This window comes from Flavobacterium sp. S87F.05.LMB.W.Kidney.N, assembly GCF_004366435.1.
In the GTDB taxonomy this organism is placed as follows: domain Bacteria; phylum Bacteroidota; class Bacteroidia; order Flavobacteriales; family Flavobacteriaceae; genus Flavobacterium.
On the sequence record NZ_SODX01000006.1, the window covers coordinates 313,413 to 329,305 of the forward strand.

At 33.1% G+C, this 15,893-nt stretch carries 16 protein-coding genes and 4 tRNA genes; 4 read left to right on the forward strand and 16 right to left on the reverse strand.

Features of this window, described 5'->3' with window-relative positions:
- The first annotated feature begins 60 nt into the window (after positions 1–60).
- Together EDB96_RS18610 and EDB96_RS18615 are read left to right on the forward strand one after the other, a co-directional pair.
- Positions 61–720 (forward strand): TetR family transcriptional regulator C-terminal domain-containing protein, encoded by a 660-nt coding sequence (locus EDB96_RS18610; RefSeq protein WP_134142525.1) that lies wholly within the window; start codon positions 61–63, stop codon positions 718–720.
- Complete coding sequence (locus tag EDB96_RS18615) at positions 720–2,024, forward strand: ABC1 kinase family protein (RefSeq protein ID WP_134142526.1); 1,305 nt, start codon at positions 720–722, stop codon at positions 2,022–2,024. Before EDB96_RS18610 ends, EDB96_RS18615 begins: the two co-directional genes overlap by 1 nt.
- A gap of 164 nt (positions 2,025–2,188) precedes the next feature.
- Here the strand turns inward: EDB96_RS18615 and EDB96_RS18620 are convergent, their stop codons facing one another.
- The 13 genes from EDB96_RS18620 to EDB96_RS18680 form a co-directional block, all read right to left on the reverse strand.
- A complete protein-coding gene (locus EDB96_RS18620) occupies positions 2,189–3,484 on the reverse strand; it encodes a cryptochrome/photolyase family protein (RefSeq protein ID WP_134142566.1) in 1,296 nt (431 codons plus the stop codon).
- A gap of 171 nt (positions 3,485–3,655) precedes the next feature.
- Positions 3,656–4,165 (reverse strand): SRPBCC family protein, encoded by a 510-nt coding sequence (locus EDB96_RS18625; RefSeq protein ID WP_057117801.1) that lies wholly within the window; start codon positions 4,163–4,165, stop codon positions 3,656–3,658.
- Between the two features lie 146 nt (positions 4,166–4,311).
- Positions 4,312–4,752 (reverse strand): sterol desaturase family protein, encoded by a 441-nt coding sequence (locus tag EDB96_RS18630; protein WP_134142527.1) that lies wholly within the window; start codon positions 4,750–4,752, stop codon positions 4,312–4,314.
- A gap of 196 nt (positions 4,753–4,948) precedes the next feature.
- Positions 4,949–5,788, reverse strand: coding sequence for a phytoene/squalene synthase family protein (locus tag EDB96_RS18635; protein ID WP_057117803.1), 840 nt, complete (start codon positions 5,786–5,788; stop codon positions 4,949–4,951).
- 4 nt (positions 5,789–5,792) lie between these two features.
- Positions 5,793–7,259: a phytoene desaturase family protein gene (locus EDB96_RS18640; RefSeq protein ID WP_134142529.1), complete on the reverse strand. Its 1,467-nt coding sequence runs from the start codon at positions 7,257–7,259 to the stop codon at positions 5,793–5,795.
- Positions 7,260–7,298: 39 nt separating this feature from the next.
- Complete coding sequence (locus EDB96_RS18645) at positions 7,299–8,198, reverse strand: MerR family transcriptional regulator (RefSeq protein WP_134142530.1); 900 nt, start codon at positions 8,196–8,198, stop codon at positions 7,299–7,301.
- 206 nt (positions 8,199–8,404) lie between these two features.
- Positions 8,405–8,905, reverse strand: coding sequence for a tetratricopeptide repeat protein (locus EDB96_RS18650; protein WP_243839380.1), 501 nt, complete (start codon positions 8,903–8,905; stop codon positions 8,405–8,407).
- 144 nt (positions 8,906–9,049) lie between these two features.
- On the reverse strand, positions 9,050–10,201 hold the full coding sequence (locus EDB96_RS18655; protein WP_134142531.1) for an acyltransferase family protein: 1,152 nt from the start codon (positions 10,199–10,201) through the stop codon (positions 9,050–9,052).
- A 102-nt stretch (positions 10,202–10,303) separates the two neighbouring features.
- Complete coding sequence (locus EDB96_RS18660; RefSeq protein ID WP_134142532.1) at positions 10,304–11,209, reverse strand: LytR/AlgR family response regulator transcription factor; 906 nt, start codon at positions 11,207–11,209, stop codon at positions 10,304–10,306.
- A 117-nt stretch (positions 11,210–11,326) separates the two neighbouring features.
- Positions 11,327–11,399: transfer RNA gene (locus EDB96_RS18665), tRNA-Lys, on the reverse strand.
- A 131-nt stretch (positions 11,400–11,530) separates the two neighbouring features.
- Positions 11,531–11,613: transfer RNA gene (locus EDB96_RS18670), tRNA-Leu, on the reverse strand.
- 42 nt (positions 11,614–11,655) lie between these two features.
- A tRNA-Lys gene (locus tag EDB96_RS18675) sits at positions 11,656–11,728 on the reverse strand.
- 40 nt (positions 11,729–11,768) lie between these two features.
- Positions 11,769–11,841, reverse strand: a tRNA-Lys gene (locus EDB96_RS18680).
- Between the two features lie 126 nt (positions 11,842–11,967).
- On the opposite strand from EDB96_RS18680, the gene EDB96_RS18685 reads away from it, so the two are divergent.
- Complete coding sequence (locus tag EDB96_RS18685) at positions 11,968–12,486, forward strand: shikimate kinase (RefSeq protein WP_134142534.1); 519 nt, start codon at positions 11,968–11,970, stop codon at positions 12,484–12,486.
- Here EDB96_RS18685 and EDB96_RS18690 read toward each other — a convergent pair.
- On the reverse strand, positions 12,478–12,978 hold the full coding sequence (locus tag EDB96_RS18690) for a phosphoribosyltransferase domain-containing protein (RefSeq protein WP_134142536.1): 501 nt from the start codon (positions 12,976–12,978) through the stop codon (positions 12,478–12,480). The two genes, EDB96_RS18685 and EDB96_RS18690, sit on opposite strands and share 9 nt — an antisense overlap.
- Positions 12,979–13,105: 127 nt before the next feature.
- Positions 13,106–13,498, reverse strand: a complete 393-nt coding sequence (locus tag EDB96_RS18695) for an RNA-binding S4 domain-containing protein (protein WP_057117844.1) — start codon at positions 13,496–13,498, stop codon at positions 13,106–13,108.
- 79 nt (positions 13,499–13,577) lie between these two features.
- Here EDB96_RS18695 and EDB96_RS18700 point away from each other — a divergent pair, with 79 nt between their 5' ends.
- Complete coding sequence (locus EDB96_RS18700) at positions 13,578–14,747, forward strand: FKBP-type peptidyl-prolyl cis-trans isomerase (protein WP_134142538.1); 1,170 nt, start codon at positions 13,578–13,580, stop codon at positions 14,745–14,747.
- 156 nt (positions 14,748–14,903) lie between these two features.
- Here EDB96_RS18700 and EDB96_RS18705 read toward each other — a convergent pair whose 3' ends face one another.
- On the reverse strand, positions 14,904–15,857 hold the full coding sequence (locus tag EDB96_RS18705) for a transketolase family protein (RefSeq protein ID WP_057117811.1): 954 nt from the start codon (positions 15,855–15,857) through the stop codon (positions 14,904–14,906).
- Positions 15,858–15,893 lie beyond the last annotated feature (36 nt).

Consider the following 15,893-nt stretch of genomic DNA (forward strand, 5'->3'; position numbering starts at 1 on the left):
GGATTAGTAAAGATAATTAAACAATGTTTACCTTTATGGCAAATTCTAAATTTTAATAAAATGGCGACTAAAAAACAGGTTATTACCAAAGATGTTATCGTTTCAAAATATATGGATGAGGTTCTGGAAAAAGGTCATAAACCAAAATCGGTTTATCATTTTGCGAAAGAAAATGATTTTACCGAAGCTGAGTTTTATTCCTTTTTTGGAACATTAGAAAGTTTAGAAAAAGAAATTTTCAGAATGTTTTTTGAAAATACAGTTAATCTGCTTCTTAAAAATGAAGAATACCAGCAGTATGACATGAAGAATAAAATGCTGAGTTTCTATTTTACGTTTTTTGAAATTTTAACTGCAAATAGAAGTTACGTTTTACAGACGCTAAAAATCGATAGAAATCCGCTTAAAAATTTAGTACAGCTGACTACTCTTCGAGAAAGTTTTAAAAATTATGTTTCTGAAATCCTTACTGACGATTACAGGTTGGAGCAGGAAAGATTTCAAAAATTTCAAGAAAAAACTATTCGGGAATCAGCTTGGCTGCAATTAATGCTGACGATTAAATTCTGGATGGAAGATGAATCTGCTGCCTTTGAAAAAACAGACATTTTTATCGAAAAATCGGTTAATGCATCATTTGAATTAATGAATGTTGCACCAATGAATCATTTAATAGATTTTGGAAAATTTCTATTTAAAGAAAAAATACACAGCAGATAATGAAAACAATCGATTATATTCCTACCTCAAAAATAGAAAGAGCAGGAAAACTGGTTCAAACTGGAGCCAAAATTGGGGTAAACTATGTAAAGCATTATGCTGAAAAAATAGTAAATCCAGATTTAACCCGAGATAAACTAAACGAAAATAACGCCGAAGATATTTACGACGGACTTAAAAGCTTAAAAGGAAGCGCGCTTAAAGTCGCTCAAATGTTAAGTATGGACAAGAATTTTCTGCCTCAAGCTTATGTGGAGAAATTCTCATTGTCTCAATTTTCAGTTCCGCCGCTTTCGGCACCTTTGGTTTTAAAAACTTTCAAAAATAATTTTGGTAAAACACCTTACGAAATCTTTGACGAGTTCAATCCAAATTCTGTAAACGCGGCAAGTATTGGACAAGTGCATTTGGCTAAGAAAAATGACAAGAAACTGGCAGTTAAAATTCAATATCCTGGAGTTGCCAACAGTATTTCATCAGATTTAGCTTTGGTGAAACCTATTGCAATTAGAATGTTTAATCTGCAAGGAAAAGACTCTGATAAATATTTCAAGGAAGTTGAAGATAAACTTATTGAAGAAACGAACTATTTATTAGAATTAGAACAAAGTAAGGAAGTTGTTGATGCCTGTAATAAAATTGAAAACATCATTTTTCCTAATTACTATCCACAGTTTTCATCAGAGAAAATCATTACCATGGATTGGATGACAGGAATTCATCTTTCTGAGTTTACGGCTATAAATAAAGATCAGGAAGTTGGGGACAAAATAGGGCAGGCACTTTGGGATTTTTATATGTACCAAATTCACGTTTTACGAAAAGTTCACGCAGATCCGCATCCAGGTAATTTCTTGGTTGATGGTCAAAACCAGTTGATTGCTTTAGATTTTGGCTGTATGAAACAAATTCCAGAAGATTTCTACACGCCTTATTTTGAATTAATCAATAAAAATGTAATTACAGATGAAAAGCGTTTTAACGAAAAACTATTCGAATTAGAAATTCTTCGTCCAGACGATTCCCCTGCAGAAGTTGCATATTTCACAGAAATGTTTCATGATTTGTTATCGCTTTTCACAAAACCTTTCCAAAATGAAACCTTCGATTTTGCCGATGAAACTTTTTTTAATGCAATTGCCGAATTAGGAAAACGTTTCTCTGAAGATACAAATCTTAAAAAAATGAACGGAAACCGCGGTTCTAAGCATTTTATTTACATGAACCGTACTTTCTTTGGTTTGTATAATCTAATGTTTGATTTGAAGGCAAAAATTGTTGTAGATAATTATTTGAAGTACTAGATTGGAAAATTCCAAATTTTTTAAATTCCAAATTCCAATTTTACATAAACCTTTCAAAGTTTAAAACTTTGACAAAGGTTTTTTTGTATTGTTTGTCATCCTGACGGAAGAAGGATCACAAGATTACGAACAATTGGAATTTGGAATTTAAAAAATTTGGAATTTTATTTAATTATTCCATCCTTATAAGCCGCAATAGCGCGATCTCTCGCAAAAGCATGATCGACCATTGGTTCATTATAACCAAAATCAAATTCAGGAATCCATTTGCGGATGTATTCGCCTTTTTCGTCAAATTTCTTTTGCTGGATTTCTGGATTAAAAACCCTGAAATAAGGCGCAGCATCACAACCTGTTCCTGCTGCCCACTGCCAGTTTCCAACGTTCGAAGCCAGTTCGAAATCTAAAAGTTTCTCGGCAAAATAAGCTTCTCCCCATTGCCAGTTGATTAATAAATGCTTGCATAAAAAACTCGCCACAACCATGCGAACGCGATTGTGCATGTAACCCGTTTCGTTAAGCTGGCGCATTCCTGCATCGACCATTGGGTAACCTGTAGTTCCAGAACACCATCTTTTAAAATCATCTTCGTTATTACGCCATTGAATTCCATCGTAGGCCGATTTGAAATTATGATTGACACAATTCGGAAAGCTGAAAAGAATTTGAATAAAGAATTCTCTCCAAATTAATTCGCTTAGAAAAGTTTGATTTTTTCGATTTGCCCAGTTTACTAATTTCCGAATGCTTACCGTTCCAAATCTTAGGTGTGGAGAAAGATAGGAGGTACTGTCTAAAGCTGGGAAATCTCTGGTCTCTTTATAATTACCAATTTGTGTTAAGTTGTGCGGCTGTACTTTTATGGTGCTTCTTTCAAAACCAATTACTAATAAATCGGGAAAAGGAAATTGATTTTTTGCAAAATTGGATTGATATGGTTTTGAATCATATTCTGGAGCCGATCCTAAAATATGATATTTTTCAAGCCACTTATTTTTGTATGGAGTGTAAACGGTATATGGAAGTCCGTCTGCTTTTGTGATTTCTTTTTCTTCAAAGATAACGTGATCTTTAAATGAAAAGCATTCTATTTTATTTTCTTTTAATACCGTAGCAATTGCGTTATCACGTTTAATAGCAAAAGGTTCATAATCTTTATTGAAAAATACGCTTTGAATGTCGAATTCTTCTAAAAGCGATTTCCATACTTCTTGTGTTTTTCCTTTTTTAATTAAAATTGAAGATTCAAAAGTGTTTAATTCTGAGTTTATTTTTTGGAGTGAATGATAAATGAAAGACACCCTCGCGTCGTTTTTTGGAAGATTATCCAAAATATCTTCATCAAAAATAAATAAAGGAATTATTGGGAATTCAGATTGTAAAGCGTGAAATAGTCCATTGTTGTCCTCTAAACGTAAATCCCGTCTGAACCAGAAAAAGGAAACTTTTTGTTTTGTCATTTGTTGAGTTCCGTTTTGTTTTTTTGCCATAGATTAAAAGATAAAAGGATTAAATCTGTGGGTGTATTCTAAAATTCTCGCAAGGAGTTAAAAGCAAATCGTTTATTTTTAAATATATAGTTTTATAATTTAAACTTTAAAAAATATGTTCTATGTTTAAAAATAAAATCTTTAAATACTTTTTTGCTCTGCGTGTATTTGTATAATCTTTGGCTTTGGTTTTGAATTAAACAATTCTTCGATTTTCTTGTAGCGGAAATCGAAAATGGTTTTTAGTTTGTTTTTTACAACTAAACTATTCATAATCCGCCCAAAAATTCCGAGTGGTAAAGCATAGTGTACAATGTCTGTCATTTTGGTTCCACCGTCTGGTGTTCGCTCAAAAAAATGTTTGTGATGCCATAGTTTGTACGGACCAAAACGCTGTACATCGATAAAATACTCGTTTTCCTTACAAGCAGTAATTTCGGTAACCCAAGAAATTTTGATTCCTAAAAGCGGTCTTAAAGTGTAAGTGATAATTTGACCGTGATACATGCGTTTGTCATCGAAGTCCTTAATTTGAAAATTCATATTGTCCAGAGTGATGGTCTGGAGATTTTTTGGGCTCGAGAAAAAATCCCAGCAGTCTTCTACGCTGGCATTTACATATTGTACGGTTGCTATTTTGTATAATTTCATTTCTTATGAATCAATTGCTTGCAAATGTTTCTTGTATTACGTGAGCGTTAGGGATTGCAGTGGAGCTCTTTTTATGGCTGGCTTTTTAGCCCGACATAAAAAAGCGGGAACGAAAAGCCCGGCCCTTGGGAAACGCACAAATAATGCTACATTTTATAATATTTTAATGGTACAAACAACATTCCGAAACATTCTCCTTTTTCTTTATTAAGGTGTTTATGGTGTATTTTATGTGCTTTTCTGAGTCCGATTAGATATTTGTTTTTGGTGTTTTTGAACCATTTAAAACGCTGATGAATTAATACATCATGAATTAAAAAATAACAAATTCCGTAAAGTGTCACGCCGCAGGCAATAAAAAATAAATAGTTAAAACCGCCTTGTACACCAAAATAAAATAAGAGAATACTTGGAATTGCAAAAATGACAAAGAAAATATCGTTGCGCTCAAAAGTATGTTCATATCTAGGCTGGTGATGATCTTCGTGAAAATACCACATAAAGCCGTGCATAACGTATTTGTGCGTAAGCCAGGTCACACATTCCATAAACAGAAAAACGCCCAAAAAGATTAAGAAAGAAATCATTTGTAAAATGTTGTAATTAAAATTATAATTTAAAATCTTTTGAGTTTAGCTTTAAATTACAAAAGATTGACTCTAAAGAATATTTTTTTTGCTTTGTTGCTCTCATTTTTGTCATTTCGACGAAAGAGAAATCTCCGCAAATAACTCCGTAAACTATGGTAACCATCTTTGTCGGGAAATTATAAACTGGACGAATTTATACCAGTTTGAGCTTGTACGTCACAAAAGACTGCGCCAAAAGTCCTGCTTTTGTGTAATTAGAAACACGGATTCTTGCGTTACCAATTTCGTAATAAGGCGTATTTTTTAGTTTTTTAAGCAATTTTCTGTAATAAACATAAGCGGTATAAACTCCGAATTTGGCTTCGATAGGAAGTTTTACAATTCCTTGGTAAGCGATGCGGAAATCTTCTTCAATTTCTTGTATAATCTGTTCTTTTGAATCTTCGTTGAAATTGTTAAGATTAACACCGGGGAAATAAGTTCGGTTTAAAAGCGTATTGTCATCTTTTAAATCCCTCAAAAAGTTTACTTTCTGAAAAGCAGATCCTAAGCGCATGGCTTCATCTTTTAACTGTTCGTATTTATGCTCTTTTCCAGAAACAAAAACCTTTAAACACATTAATCCCACAACATCAGCTGAGCCGTAAATATAATCTGCGTACTCTGCCTGTGTGTTATAGGTTGATTTTATAAGATCTAGTTTCATGCTTTTTAGAAAAGCCTGAATAAGATCGTCTGTAATATTATATTGTTTTACAGTATGCTGAAAAGAATTTAGAATTGGATTTAGGCTGATTCCTAATTCCATTGCTTTATAATATTCTTTTTCAAAATCGTCGATAAGATATTCTTTTTCATAATCATGAAATGAATCTACAATTTCGTCAGCAAAACGAACAAATCCATAAATGCTGTAAATAGCATCGCGAATGCTTGGTGAAAGCATTTTCACGGCAATTGAAAATGAAGAGCTGTAGTTTTTGGTAACCAGCTTGCTGCATTTGAAAGAAACGGCGTCGAATAGTGATTTCATTTTTTTAAGATCTTAGAGATTTTTGAATTAATTCAGCTGCTAGTTTTCCAGAAATTAAGGCAGGAGGAACACCTGGTCCAGGAACAGTTAATTGTCCTGTAAAGTATAAATTCCTGACTTTTTTGCTTTTTAATTTGGGCCTTAAAAATGCAGTTTGCAATAATGTGTTGGCCATTCCGTAAGCATTTCCTTTATAAGCATTATAATCTGTTACAAAATCGTTTTTGCAGAATGACTTCTTAAAGATAATATTATTTCTGATTTCTTGTTGCGTAACTTGCTCAAAACGAGTGATTATCTTTTCGAAATACTCTTCTCGGAGTTTCTCGTTATCTTCAATTCCCGGCGCAAGCGGAATTAGGAAGAATCCAGTTTCCATTCCATTTGGTGCAGCTGTTAAATCAGTTTTGGATGGAAAATTGGCATAGAATAAAGGCGATTCAGGCCATTTTGGATTATCGTAAATATCAGCAGCATGCTGGTTAAAATCGGTATCAAAAAATAACGCATGATGCGAAATGTTTTCTATTTTTTTATTAAAACCAATAAAAAATAGGAGAGAAGAAGGTGCAAAAATGCGGGTTTTCCAATATTTTTCAGAATAAGCGCGATGCTCTTTATCTAATAAAGTTTCGGTATGCTGATAATCGGCGCCGCTTAAAATGATATCTGCTTTTATAACTTCGCCATTAATAACAATCGCAGTTGCTGTGCTTTTTTCAACTATTATTTTTTCAATTGGAGCATTAGTTTTAATAGAAACACCAAGTTCTAAGGCTAGTTTTTCGATTCCGCGAATAACATCAAACATTCCAGTTTTCGGGTGCCACGTTCCTAATCCAAAATCGGCATAATTCATAAAGTTGTAAAATGATGGCGTTTTGGTTGGTTTCGCTCCCAGAAATAATACAGGAAACTCAAGAATTTGGATCAATCTTTCGTTTTTGAATTTCTTTCGGATATCGGCACTTACATTACTAAAAAACTGATTTAATTTTAAAGCGGTTTCTTTTGTAATTAATTCAAGCGGTGAAACTCCCGGGCGATACACTAAATCTTTTATAGCGATATCATAATTGCTTTTGGCTTGATTGATAAAGTTTTGAAGTTTTTGAGCGCTTCCTTTTTCAATTTCTTCAAATGTCGATTTGATATCTTCTAAATTGTCATAAATGCTTATGAAATCATTTATTCCAAAATAGACGCGATACGCTGGATTCAGCTTTACGAGTTCGTAATAATCTGAAGGTTTTTTATTAAAGTCTTGAAAAAAGCGTTCAAAAACATCGGGCATCCAATACCAGCTTGGTCCCATGTCAAATGTAAAACCGTCTTTTTTAAATTGTCTGGCACGTCCGCCAATCGTGTCATTTTTTTCATAAATAGTTACATCGTTTCCTTGTTGTGCAAGGTAACAAGCTGCGGCTAAAGAAGAAAAGCCCGATCCTAGTATTGTTATTGTTTTTCTCATTTGTTTAACAAATATAAGAAAAACTTAAACAAAATAAAATTAGATCATATTAATAGTTTCTTCCATCGAATCAAAAATTCGAATTCGATCTGTTAAAACTTTCTGATCGATATGTTCAACCATTTTTCCCATAAGCCAGATTTCGTTGTTTTTTTGCAACAATTTCTGTCCCATAGATTTAACATACTGGTTAATTACATTTCTATCAGGCTGAACTGTCATGAAAGAAACAAATGTAATGTTCTCAAAATGTCTGGTTAAATCCTGTAGATTTTCAATCGGCATGCTTTCTCCTAAATAAATGGATTTGTAGCCTTTGTCGAGAATTTCATATTGCAGATATAGTAATCCGATTTGGTGAATTTCATTTAGCGGAAGCGATAAAACAAATACTCTATCTGTCTTGGTTGGTTTTCTTATTTGAAGACTTTCTGTGTAAATTAATATTTTCTGTTTGATCAAATGGCTCATGAAATGTTCATTTGCAGGAGTAATTGTTTCAGACTGCCATAATAATCCAAGCTCTTTTAAAAGAGGTAAAAAATGTTCTTTAAAAACTTCTTTAAAAGTCTTTTCAGAAATAAGCCAATCGAAAGTATTAAAGAATAACTCTTGGTCAAAATTCATCATCGCCATTTTGAAAGAAGTGATGGCGTAATTTTGTGAATTTTTCTTAGAAATTATTTCGCGCACCAATTGTGGAATCTTTTCTTCAGGATAAGTTGCGATTTTAGAAATCTTATAACCGTACTCGTGTAATAACGTGATGTTTAAAAGTTTCTGAAGATTTTGCAGATTATAAAATCTGATGTTTGTATCAGTTCGCATTGGTTCAAGGATGTTGTATCTCTTTTCCCAGATGCGTATGGTATGCGCTTTTATTCCAGATAAGTTCTCAAGATCTTTAATACTGAAAACAGTTTTAATATTGTTTATCATTTCTCGCGATTAGGTCGACAAATGTAAAACAAAATCTTATATGCAACCTTAAAACCACATTAAAAAGATAGAGGATTAGAGGTTTACGTACTGTAAATATATTTTTTACCTAAAAACAGGTATATTTTATCTAAGAAATATATTACTTTAATAAAAAGTAAAAATAGTCTGCAGTAAGATTGCAGACTATTTTTGTTTTTAAGTTCTTATTTGCAGAAAGTCGATCTGTTTTTTGCAGCACTTTGACTTCCTAATTCAATTGCTTTTGTAAAATCTTTACAAGCATTTTTACTATCGCCGATTTTATTATAAGCTAAACCTCTCAAATTGTAAGCAATGTAATCTTTCGGATTTAAACCTAAAGAAGATGTGCAGTCGTCAATTGCTCCCTGATAGTTTTGTAATTTATAATTAACATTGGCTCTGCCTGTAAATGCATCTGCATTCATGCTGTCTAAGTCGATTGTTTTGCTAAAATCTGCCTGCGCGCCTTTGAGATCGTTTAATTTAAATTTTGCAACACCACGATTCTGGTATGCCTCGACAAATTTTGAATTCATGCTGATGGCTTTGGTGTAGTCGGCGATTGCGCCTTTTGTGTTTCCGGCTTCCGCTTTTTTTATGGCTTTGTCAAAATAGCCAGTTGCAGATTGTGCCCAGATGGAGCAGGTCATCATCATAAATGATGCTAATAGTAGGTTTTTCATAAAACTAATTTGGGATTAGTGATTTAAATTATTTCTCAACGAATTTAAGAAAGTTTTTATTCTGTAAGGGAATTTCTTTTTTAATATAATGCTATTTGTTTATAATTAGGATTTTGACTTTTGTTGAAAGATCAATAATGTGTGTTATAAAATTCTCTTAACTCCTGGAATTAATAAAATAATAGATCCTAATACAAAACTGCCCAATACGATTAGCGGCGCGGTAATTAAAAGCTTTATTGCGGGGTCAATAGCCCAGTTTTTTAGTGCTAACATAAATATAACTGTCACTAATGGATGAAAAATGTAAACGGCAAAACTACTGCGTGATGCTTTAGTAAGTAATATTGAAGTAGCATTCCAATTTATTTTTCCTCTAATTAATAATGCGGTTAATATCGAAATTCCAATCCATTGCTCCCAGACTGCGTATAATAATGCCTGCCAGTGAAAACCACCCGAAAACCAAGAAAGAGGTGTGTTTAATTTGTATCTGATGATAAAAAATACTGGAAAAAGCAGCAGGCATAAACGTGCTGACCTTTTGAGTTGTCTGCCTGTTTTTTCTGAAAGCTGTTCGAACCAATTGTTTTTTGATGCCAGTAATCCAATTATAAATAGTGCGATATATTGTGGAAAATGCCCAATCTGAAATCCGACAGGTTCAAGAACCCATCCAACAGGGAATATAATTCTAACTAAGAAAGAAATAACTCCTAATCCTACCGCAAATAGTATTATAGCGCCAGAGCTGGGCGCTGCCAATGGTTTGTTGAAGTTAATGTTGAACATTTTTTTTACTGCCGCATATGCTAATGTAAAAAGCAATAGTGCTGCTACAAACCAAGTAACTCCTAAGTCGATCCAGCTGTCATATCTGCTTAAGTAATTGAAATAAGTGATATGTGCTTTTGTGAAATAATAAACTAGATAACAAATAAATGGAGTAAGAATAAAAGAGTAGAAAATTAAAGGAATTCCTAATCGAATTAGTCTGTCCTTGATAAATTTAGAAACTCCTTTTTTAGAATAGGAAGAGTTGGTAAAATAAGCAGCCAGCAGAAAGAAATATCCCATAAAGAAAGACTGATTTATACTGATGAATACTGTCGAAAGGATGCGTGCTCCTAAAAAACTAGTTTCTTCATTGTAGTACCAGCCTTCAGAAGAACTGTAAGCAATAACGGTGTGGTGAAGTACAACTAATATGGTTAGAAGAACTTTGATATTATCGATGTATAATAATTTGTTTGAAGAGCTAGAATCCTGATTCTTGACAGCAGTTGCAGTTGACATAATAATTTTGGTTTTGTGTTATTGATGGCAAACGTACAACAGTAAAATGCAGTAATAGCGGGCATTGTTACTAATAACTACCTTTTGTGACGAGCAACAAGATTATGCAATGTATTTGCGGCGAAGCTCTTGGTGATAGTTGTTGAAATTGTTTATCTGTTTTCTTGAAACTGGAATTTTAACATTGGTTTCATTAAATGATAGTAAATAACCTTGAGAGTTTCCAGATATTTTTTGAACCTTAAACATATTTACTAAGTAGGTTCTGTGGCATCTAAAAAAGTGTGGATAATCTACTATTTGAGTTTCAAATTGGGTTAAAGAAATTCTCTTTACTTCTGTGGTAATTTGGTTGTTGTTCGATTTTGTTAACTCAATATAATTGCCATCCGCTTTTACGAAAAGTAATTGATCGATATCAAGGCTAAAATCATCTTGCTTTACCTGTGTGCTGATGAAAAGATTAGATTTTGAAATTGTTTTTTCGGCTTCAACAGCTAAAGGTGTGAATTGAAGAACAAATGGAGATCCTTTTTTAGATTCAAAATAGAAGCTAGCTAATCGTATAAAAAAGTAAAAAAAGATACCTGCTACGAGGCAGTTTCTTATTTCTTCGAAAAAATAATTCCAAGACCAGTTGTTTGGGTTGTTATAAAGCAAATCACGCATTAGAAAACTCGATGTGCCAATAAGGACTAACAGTATTCCAATGTGACTATATTCTTGGAGCAACGTCCATTTAGTCTGGAATTTTGTTTTTCTGTAATGATTTAAAACTTCAAAATAAGCAAATAAAATAAATGCTGGTGCAAAAGCATGAAAGAAACAAATAAACAAATAGTGCATTTTGAGTTCAGGATCATAAACTCCAAATGGTTTGAATAGTAAGAGAAATGTTAGAATAATAAAAAATACTATAACTGAACTTTTGATGAGATTTTGAGATTGATATCGAGTTGGGTATTCGATTTCATTTATTAAATGTTCTGTATTAATGTAAAATCTCATGCTAAAGTTTGTTTAGTTCCAAAAATACAAAAAAGAAAGGTTTAATTTTTGTGTAGACATTTCTCCGATTTGAAAGGGTATAAAAAAAGGTCAAGTAAATTAATACTTGACCTTTTGTGACCCGACTGGGGCTCGAACCCAGGACCCCATCATTAAAAGTGATGTGCTCTACCGACTGAGCTATCGAGTCTGTTGTTTTCTTCAATGAGGGTGCAAATATAAGTACTTTATTTAGCTATTTGCGTCTTTTTTTTGAATGATTTTAAGAATAAATTATAAAAGCCTATTCTACAATTAAATAGAGTTTTAATTTTTTTCTAGTGACCATGGAGGGATTTGAACCCTCACGCCCTTACGAGCACCACCCCCTCAAGATGGCGAGTCTACCGTTTCTCCACATGGCCAAAATAAAAAAGGTCAAGTAAAATAAATTACTCGACCTTTTGTGACCCGACTGGGGCTCGAACCCAGGACCCCATCATTAAAAGTGATGTGCTCTACCGACTGAGCTATCGAGTCATTGCTATCAAGAAATTTAATTTGTTAATCACAAAATCTGTGACCCGACTGGGGCTCGAACCCAGGACCCCATCATTAAAAGTGATGTGCTCTACCGACTGAGCTATCGAGTCATTTAATTTCTTGAATGCGGGTGCAAATATAAGGAGTTTATTTTGAAGTTTCCAAGCAAATTTATTATAAATTTGTCTTTTTTTTGGAAAAATTTCCAATTGCTTAGTTTATAAGGTTTTATTAGTATGAAGAAAATTGTATTGTTAGGTTATATGGGTTGCGGAAAGTCGACAATCGCCCAAAATTTGTCAAAAATCACGAATATTCCGTTCTTAGATTTGGATAAAATTATCGAGGAAAGAGCAAAAATGTCAATAAATGAGATTTTTGAGAAGCACGGAGAGATCTATTTTCGAAAATTAGAGCACCAAATTTTTGTTGAATTATTGCAATCTGCCGAAAATAATATTATCGGATTAGGAGGAGGAACTCCCTGTTATGCTAATAATCATGAATTGTTAAAAGGAGAAGATGTTGTTTCTATATATTTAAAAGCATCAATTGATACTTTATATAGTAGATTAATATACAATAAGAGTAAGCGTCCTTTAATTGCAAATATGAATGAGGAAGAGATGAAAGAGTTTATTGCGAAACATTTGTTCGACAGAAGCTTTTATTACAATCACGCGCAGCATAAAGTCTCGGTAGATGATAAGTCTGTCGAAGAAACGGTTAAGGATATTTTAGATATTCTAGCTTAAAGAAGCATAGTCTCCGTTTTCTGAGTCGAAAACAACTTGGACGTGCTCTAATAATGAAGTTGAAAGTGAAATGCCCTTAAAGTCTGCCTTTACAGGGTATTTTTTATGGTTTCTGTCAACAAGCACTGCTGTTTTGAATTTTTTGAGAGGTACATCTAAGAAATGACGAACAGCATAGATTAATGTTGTTCCTGAATTTAGAACATCATCAACAAGAACTAATCCTTTGTTTTTATACTCCTCGGGACTTAATGAAGTTTGTATTGCCTCCTGTGGATTTTGCTTGTTTACTTTTACTTCGCAGATTGATACCTTTAAGGTTGAAATGCTGCTTAGTGCTGTGGCAATTTTTTCGGCAAAAACATATCCATTTGAAGCAATTCCAGCAATAACGACTTCTTCCTCGTTTACAAATGTTTCGTAGATTTGATAGGCAATACGTTTTATTTTATGCTCGACTTCTTGATTGGTTAAGATGATGTTGTTGCTCATAATTTATTTTTTTGCTAATATAATTAATTTAAATTCCATTATAAAAAATCCAAATTTCAATTTTTTCAGAAGAAATTCTAAATTGGAATTAGGTATTTAATTTTTGGGTTTTTCAAAGTTTTGAAATTTATTCCGTTTCTTCTTCTTCGTCAAAGATTTCATTTCCGTACTCATCGATATCTCTTCGGTCTTTTTTAGTTGGACGTCCTGTTCCGCTTTTTCGGTAATGTTCTTTAGAAAGTTTTAATAGCTCTAAATGCGCGTAAGCTTCTGGAGGTGTTTCGTTTTTACGGTAAATATCAACCAACTTTGCTCCAACACGACTTTCAGGAATGTCTAGAACAGTTATAATTTGGGTAATTTGATCTTTTCTAAAAGTAATTCGGTCTGTAGGGAAAACTTCTTTTGATGGTTTAGCAACCTGCCCATTTACAGTGATGTGATTCTTTTTACAGGCCTCAGTAACCATGTTTCTAGTCTTGTAATATCGAACGCACCATAAGTATTTATCTATTCTCATAATTTTTCTAAAATCCAAGTTAAATTCTTTACAAAAATAAATCAATATTGTATCTTGCGCACCTAAAAAAATCATAATAATGAATAAATTTAAATATTATTTTGTTTTATTACTTGCTGGTATTGCCATCGTTTCTTGCAGCAAAAAGGATGATGACGAGGTTGTAGTAACTCCTGTAAGAGATTATGCAGTACAGTATAAAGCAGATAATGATTCTATTGAAAAATTTTTAAAAAGTAATTATATCGAAAATGTTACAGCTGATTTTGATGTTAAAATATCAAAAATTACAGATGCAACAACTCAAGTTTCTATTTGGGATCAAACTACATATAAATTAGAGAGCAGAGATGTGTATAGTGATGGTATTACTTATAAAGTATATTATTTAACTTTGAGAAAAGGTGCTGGCGAATCTCCAACTAATACAGATAAGGTTTCAACAGCGTATTCTTGTTATTTATTAAATGGAACTCTCGCTGATTCTTCTTATGGTCTTCCGTTTACGGCTAATTTATTTCCATATGCTAATTCAAATACGGTAATACAAGGATGGGCGGAAATTCTTCCAAAGTTTAAAACTAGTAGTTCGTCTACTGTTTCAAATGATGGTACTATAACGTATAATGACTATGGGGCTGGAGTCATGTTTTTGCCTTCAGGTCTTGCATATTATGCTAATAGTAGTAGTGCTATTCCTGCATATACACCAATATATTTTACTTTTAAATTATTTGACTTGCAGAGAATGGATAATGAATACAATTCATCAAGTAGCGGAATAGTATTTATTGGTGATGGTGTTCCTGATTATTTAGAAGATGTTAACGGAGATGGATATCTATATGATTTTAGAAATACAACTAAATATCCTAATCCGCCCAAAGAGTTGATTGATGATACTGATGGCGATGGAATTGCAGATTTTCTAGATTTTGATGATGATGGAGATGGTTTTACAACAAGGTTTGAAATTACTAAAGCAGCAGGCGAAGTTGGTGTAGTAAATGGTTTTAACTATGGAATTAAACTTTACTTTCCATGGGATCCAGTTGTAGATAATCCGTTAACGCCGAATGTAGATGAAACAGAGCCGAGAGGAATTCCTAGAAGGCCAACAGGAGAACTTGCAAATCCTAGTTTACCAGAATCTGCTACAAATGTTAGAAAATACATTGAGGCAGATTATACGGAAAATCCAAGAAAAAGAATTCATTTAGATAATACTTATCCAATAAAGATTAATTAAATTCGATAAATTAAAAAGCCCTGAAGTTATATTTCAGGGCTTTTTTATGGTCAATATTATGTTGTTACTTTTATGAAGGTTGATGTATATTGATAAAAACAAAAAACCTCGAAATATAGATCTCGAGGTTTTTTTATAAGTAAGAAAATTTAAAAACTATTTTCTTTTGATAACTCTTTCTACAGCTTCAACAATTGCTTGATTGTTTAGTTTGTATTTGTTCATTAACTGCTCTGGAGTTCCAGACTCACCAAAACTATCTTGTACAGCTACAAATTCTTGTGGAGTTGGATTGTGTAAAGCTAATACTCCTGAAACGCTTTCTCCAAGACCTCCAAGGTAATTGTGCTCTTCTGCAGTTACAATACATTTCGTTTTTGCCACTGATTTTAAAATTGCTTCTTCGTCAAGTGGTTTAATTGTATGAATGTTGATTACTTCAGCAGAAATTCCTTTTGCTTCAAGAGCTTCAGCAGCTATAAGAGCTTCCCAAACTAAGTGACCTGTAGCAACAATAGTTACATCAGTTCCTTCGTTTAGTAGAATTGCTTTTCCAATTACGAATGGTTCGTCAGCAGGAGTAAAGTTAGGTACAACCGGACGTCCGAAACGTAAATAAGCAGGACCGTGGTGATCTGCCAATGCAATAGTCGCGGCTTTAGTCTGATTGTAATCGCAAGTGTTGATTACAGTCATTCCTGGTAACATTTTCATTAAACCAATATCTTCTAAGATTTGGTGTGTTGCTCCATCTTCTCCTAAAGTTAAACCAGCGTGAGAAGCACAAATTTTTACATTTTTGTCTGAGTAAGCAACAGATTGACGAATTTGATCGTAAACTCTTCCTGTAGAGAAGTTAGCAAAAGTTCCAGTAAAAGGAATTTTTCCACCAATTGTTAAACCTGCAGCGATTCCGATCATATTAGCTTCTGCGATTCCGATTTGGAAAAAACGCTCTGGGTGATTTTTTTTGAAATCATCAAATTTTAATGATCCAATTAAGTCGGCGCATAATGCAACTACATTTTCATTTTTTTGACCTAGTTCAGTCATTCCCGCTCCAAAACCTGAACGAGTATCTTTACTTCCTGTATTTTCGTATTTTTTCATTTTTGTCTTTTTGCTGTACGCAATAGGCTGTAGGCA

Bases quoted from the DNA above. Each gene is read 5' to 3' on its own strand.
- EDB96_RS18660 (WP_134142532.1), bottom strand. From the start codon at position 11,209: ATGAGATTTTACATTAATACAGAACATTTAATAAATGAAATCGAATAC.
- EDB96_RS18630 (WP_134142527.1), bottom strand. From the start codon at position 4,752: ATGATTTCTTTCTTAATCTTTTTGGGCGTTTTTCTGTTTATGGAATGT.
- EDB96_RS18650 (WP_243839380.1), bottom strand. From the start codon at position 8,905: ATGAAAAACCTACTATTAGCATCATTTATGATGATGACCTGCTCCATC.
- EDB96_RS18615 (WP_134142526.1), top strand. From the start codon at position 720: ATGAAAACAATCGATTATATTCCTACCTCAAAAATAGAAAGAGCAGGA.
- EDB96_RS18705 (WP_057117811.1), bottom strand. From the start codon at position 15,857: ATGAAAAAATACGAAAATACAGGAAGTAAAGATACTCGTTCAGGTTTT.
- EDB96_RS18655 (WP_134142531.1), bottom strand. From the start codon at position 10,201: ATGTCAACTGCAACTGCTGTCAAGAATCAGGATTCTAGCTCTTCAAAC.
- EDB96_RS18685 (WP_134142534.1), top strand. From the start codon at position 11,968: ATGAAGAAAATTGTATTGTTAGGTTATATGGGTTGCGGAAAGTCGACA.
- EDB96_RS18635 (WP_057117803.1), bottom strand. From the start codon at position 5,788: ATGAAATCACTATTCGACGCCGTTTCTTTCAAATGCAGCAAGCTGGTT.
- EDB96_RS18645 (WP_134142530.1), bottom strand. From the start codon at position 8,198: ATGATAAACAATATTAAAACTGTTTTCAGTATTAAAGATCTTGAGAAC.
- EDB96_RS18695 (WP_057117844.1), bottom strand. From the start codon at position 13,498: ATGAGAATAGATAAATACTTATGGTGCGTTCGATATTACAAGACTAGA.
- EDB96_RS18625 (WP_057117801.1), bottom strand. From the start codon at position 4,165: ATGAAATTATACAAAATAGCAACCGTACAATATGTAAATGCCAGCGTA.
- EDB96_RS18700 (WP_134142538.1), top strand. From the start codon at position 13,578: ATGAATAAATTTAAATATTATTTTGTTTTATTACTTGCTGGTATTGCC.
- EDB96_RS18610 (WP_134142525.1), top strand. From the start codon at position 61: ATGGCGACTAAAAAACAGGTTATTACCAAAGATGTTATCGTTTCAAAA.
- EDB96_RS18640 (WP_134142529.1), bottom strand. From the start codon at position 7,259: ATGAGAAAAACAATAACAATACTAGGATCGGGCTTTTCTTCTTTAGCC.
- EDB96_RS18690 (WP_134142536.1), bottom strand. From the start codon at position 12,978: ATGAGCAACAACATCATCTTAACCAATCAAGAAGTCGAGCATAAAATA.
- EDB96_RS18620 (WP_134142566.1), bottom strand. From the start codon at position 3,484: ATGACAAAACAAAAAGTTTCCTTTTTCTGGTTCAGACGGGATTTACGT.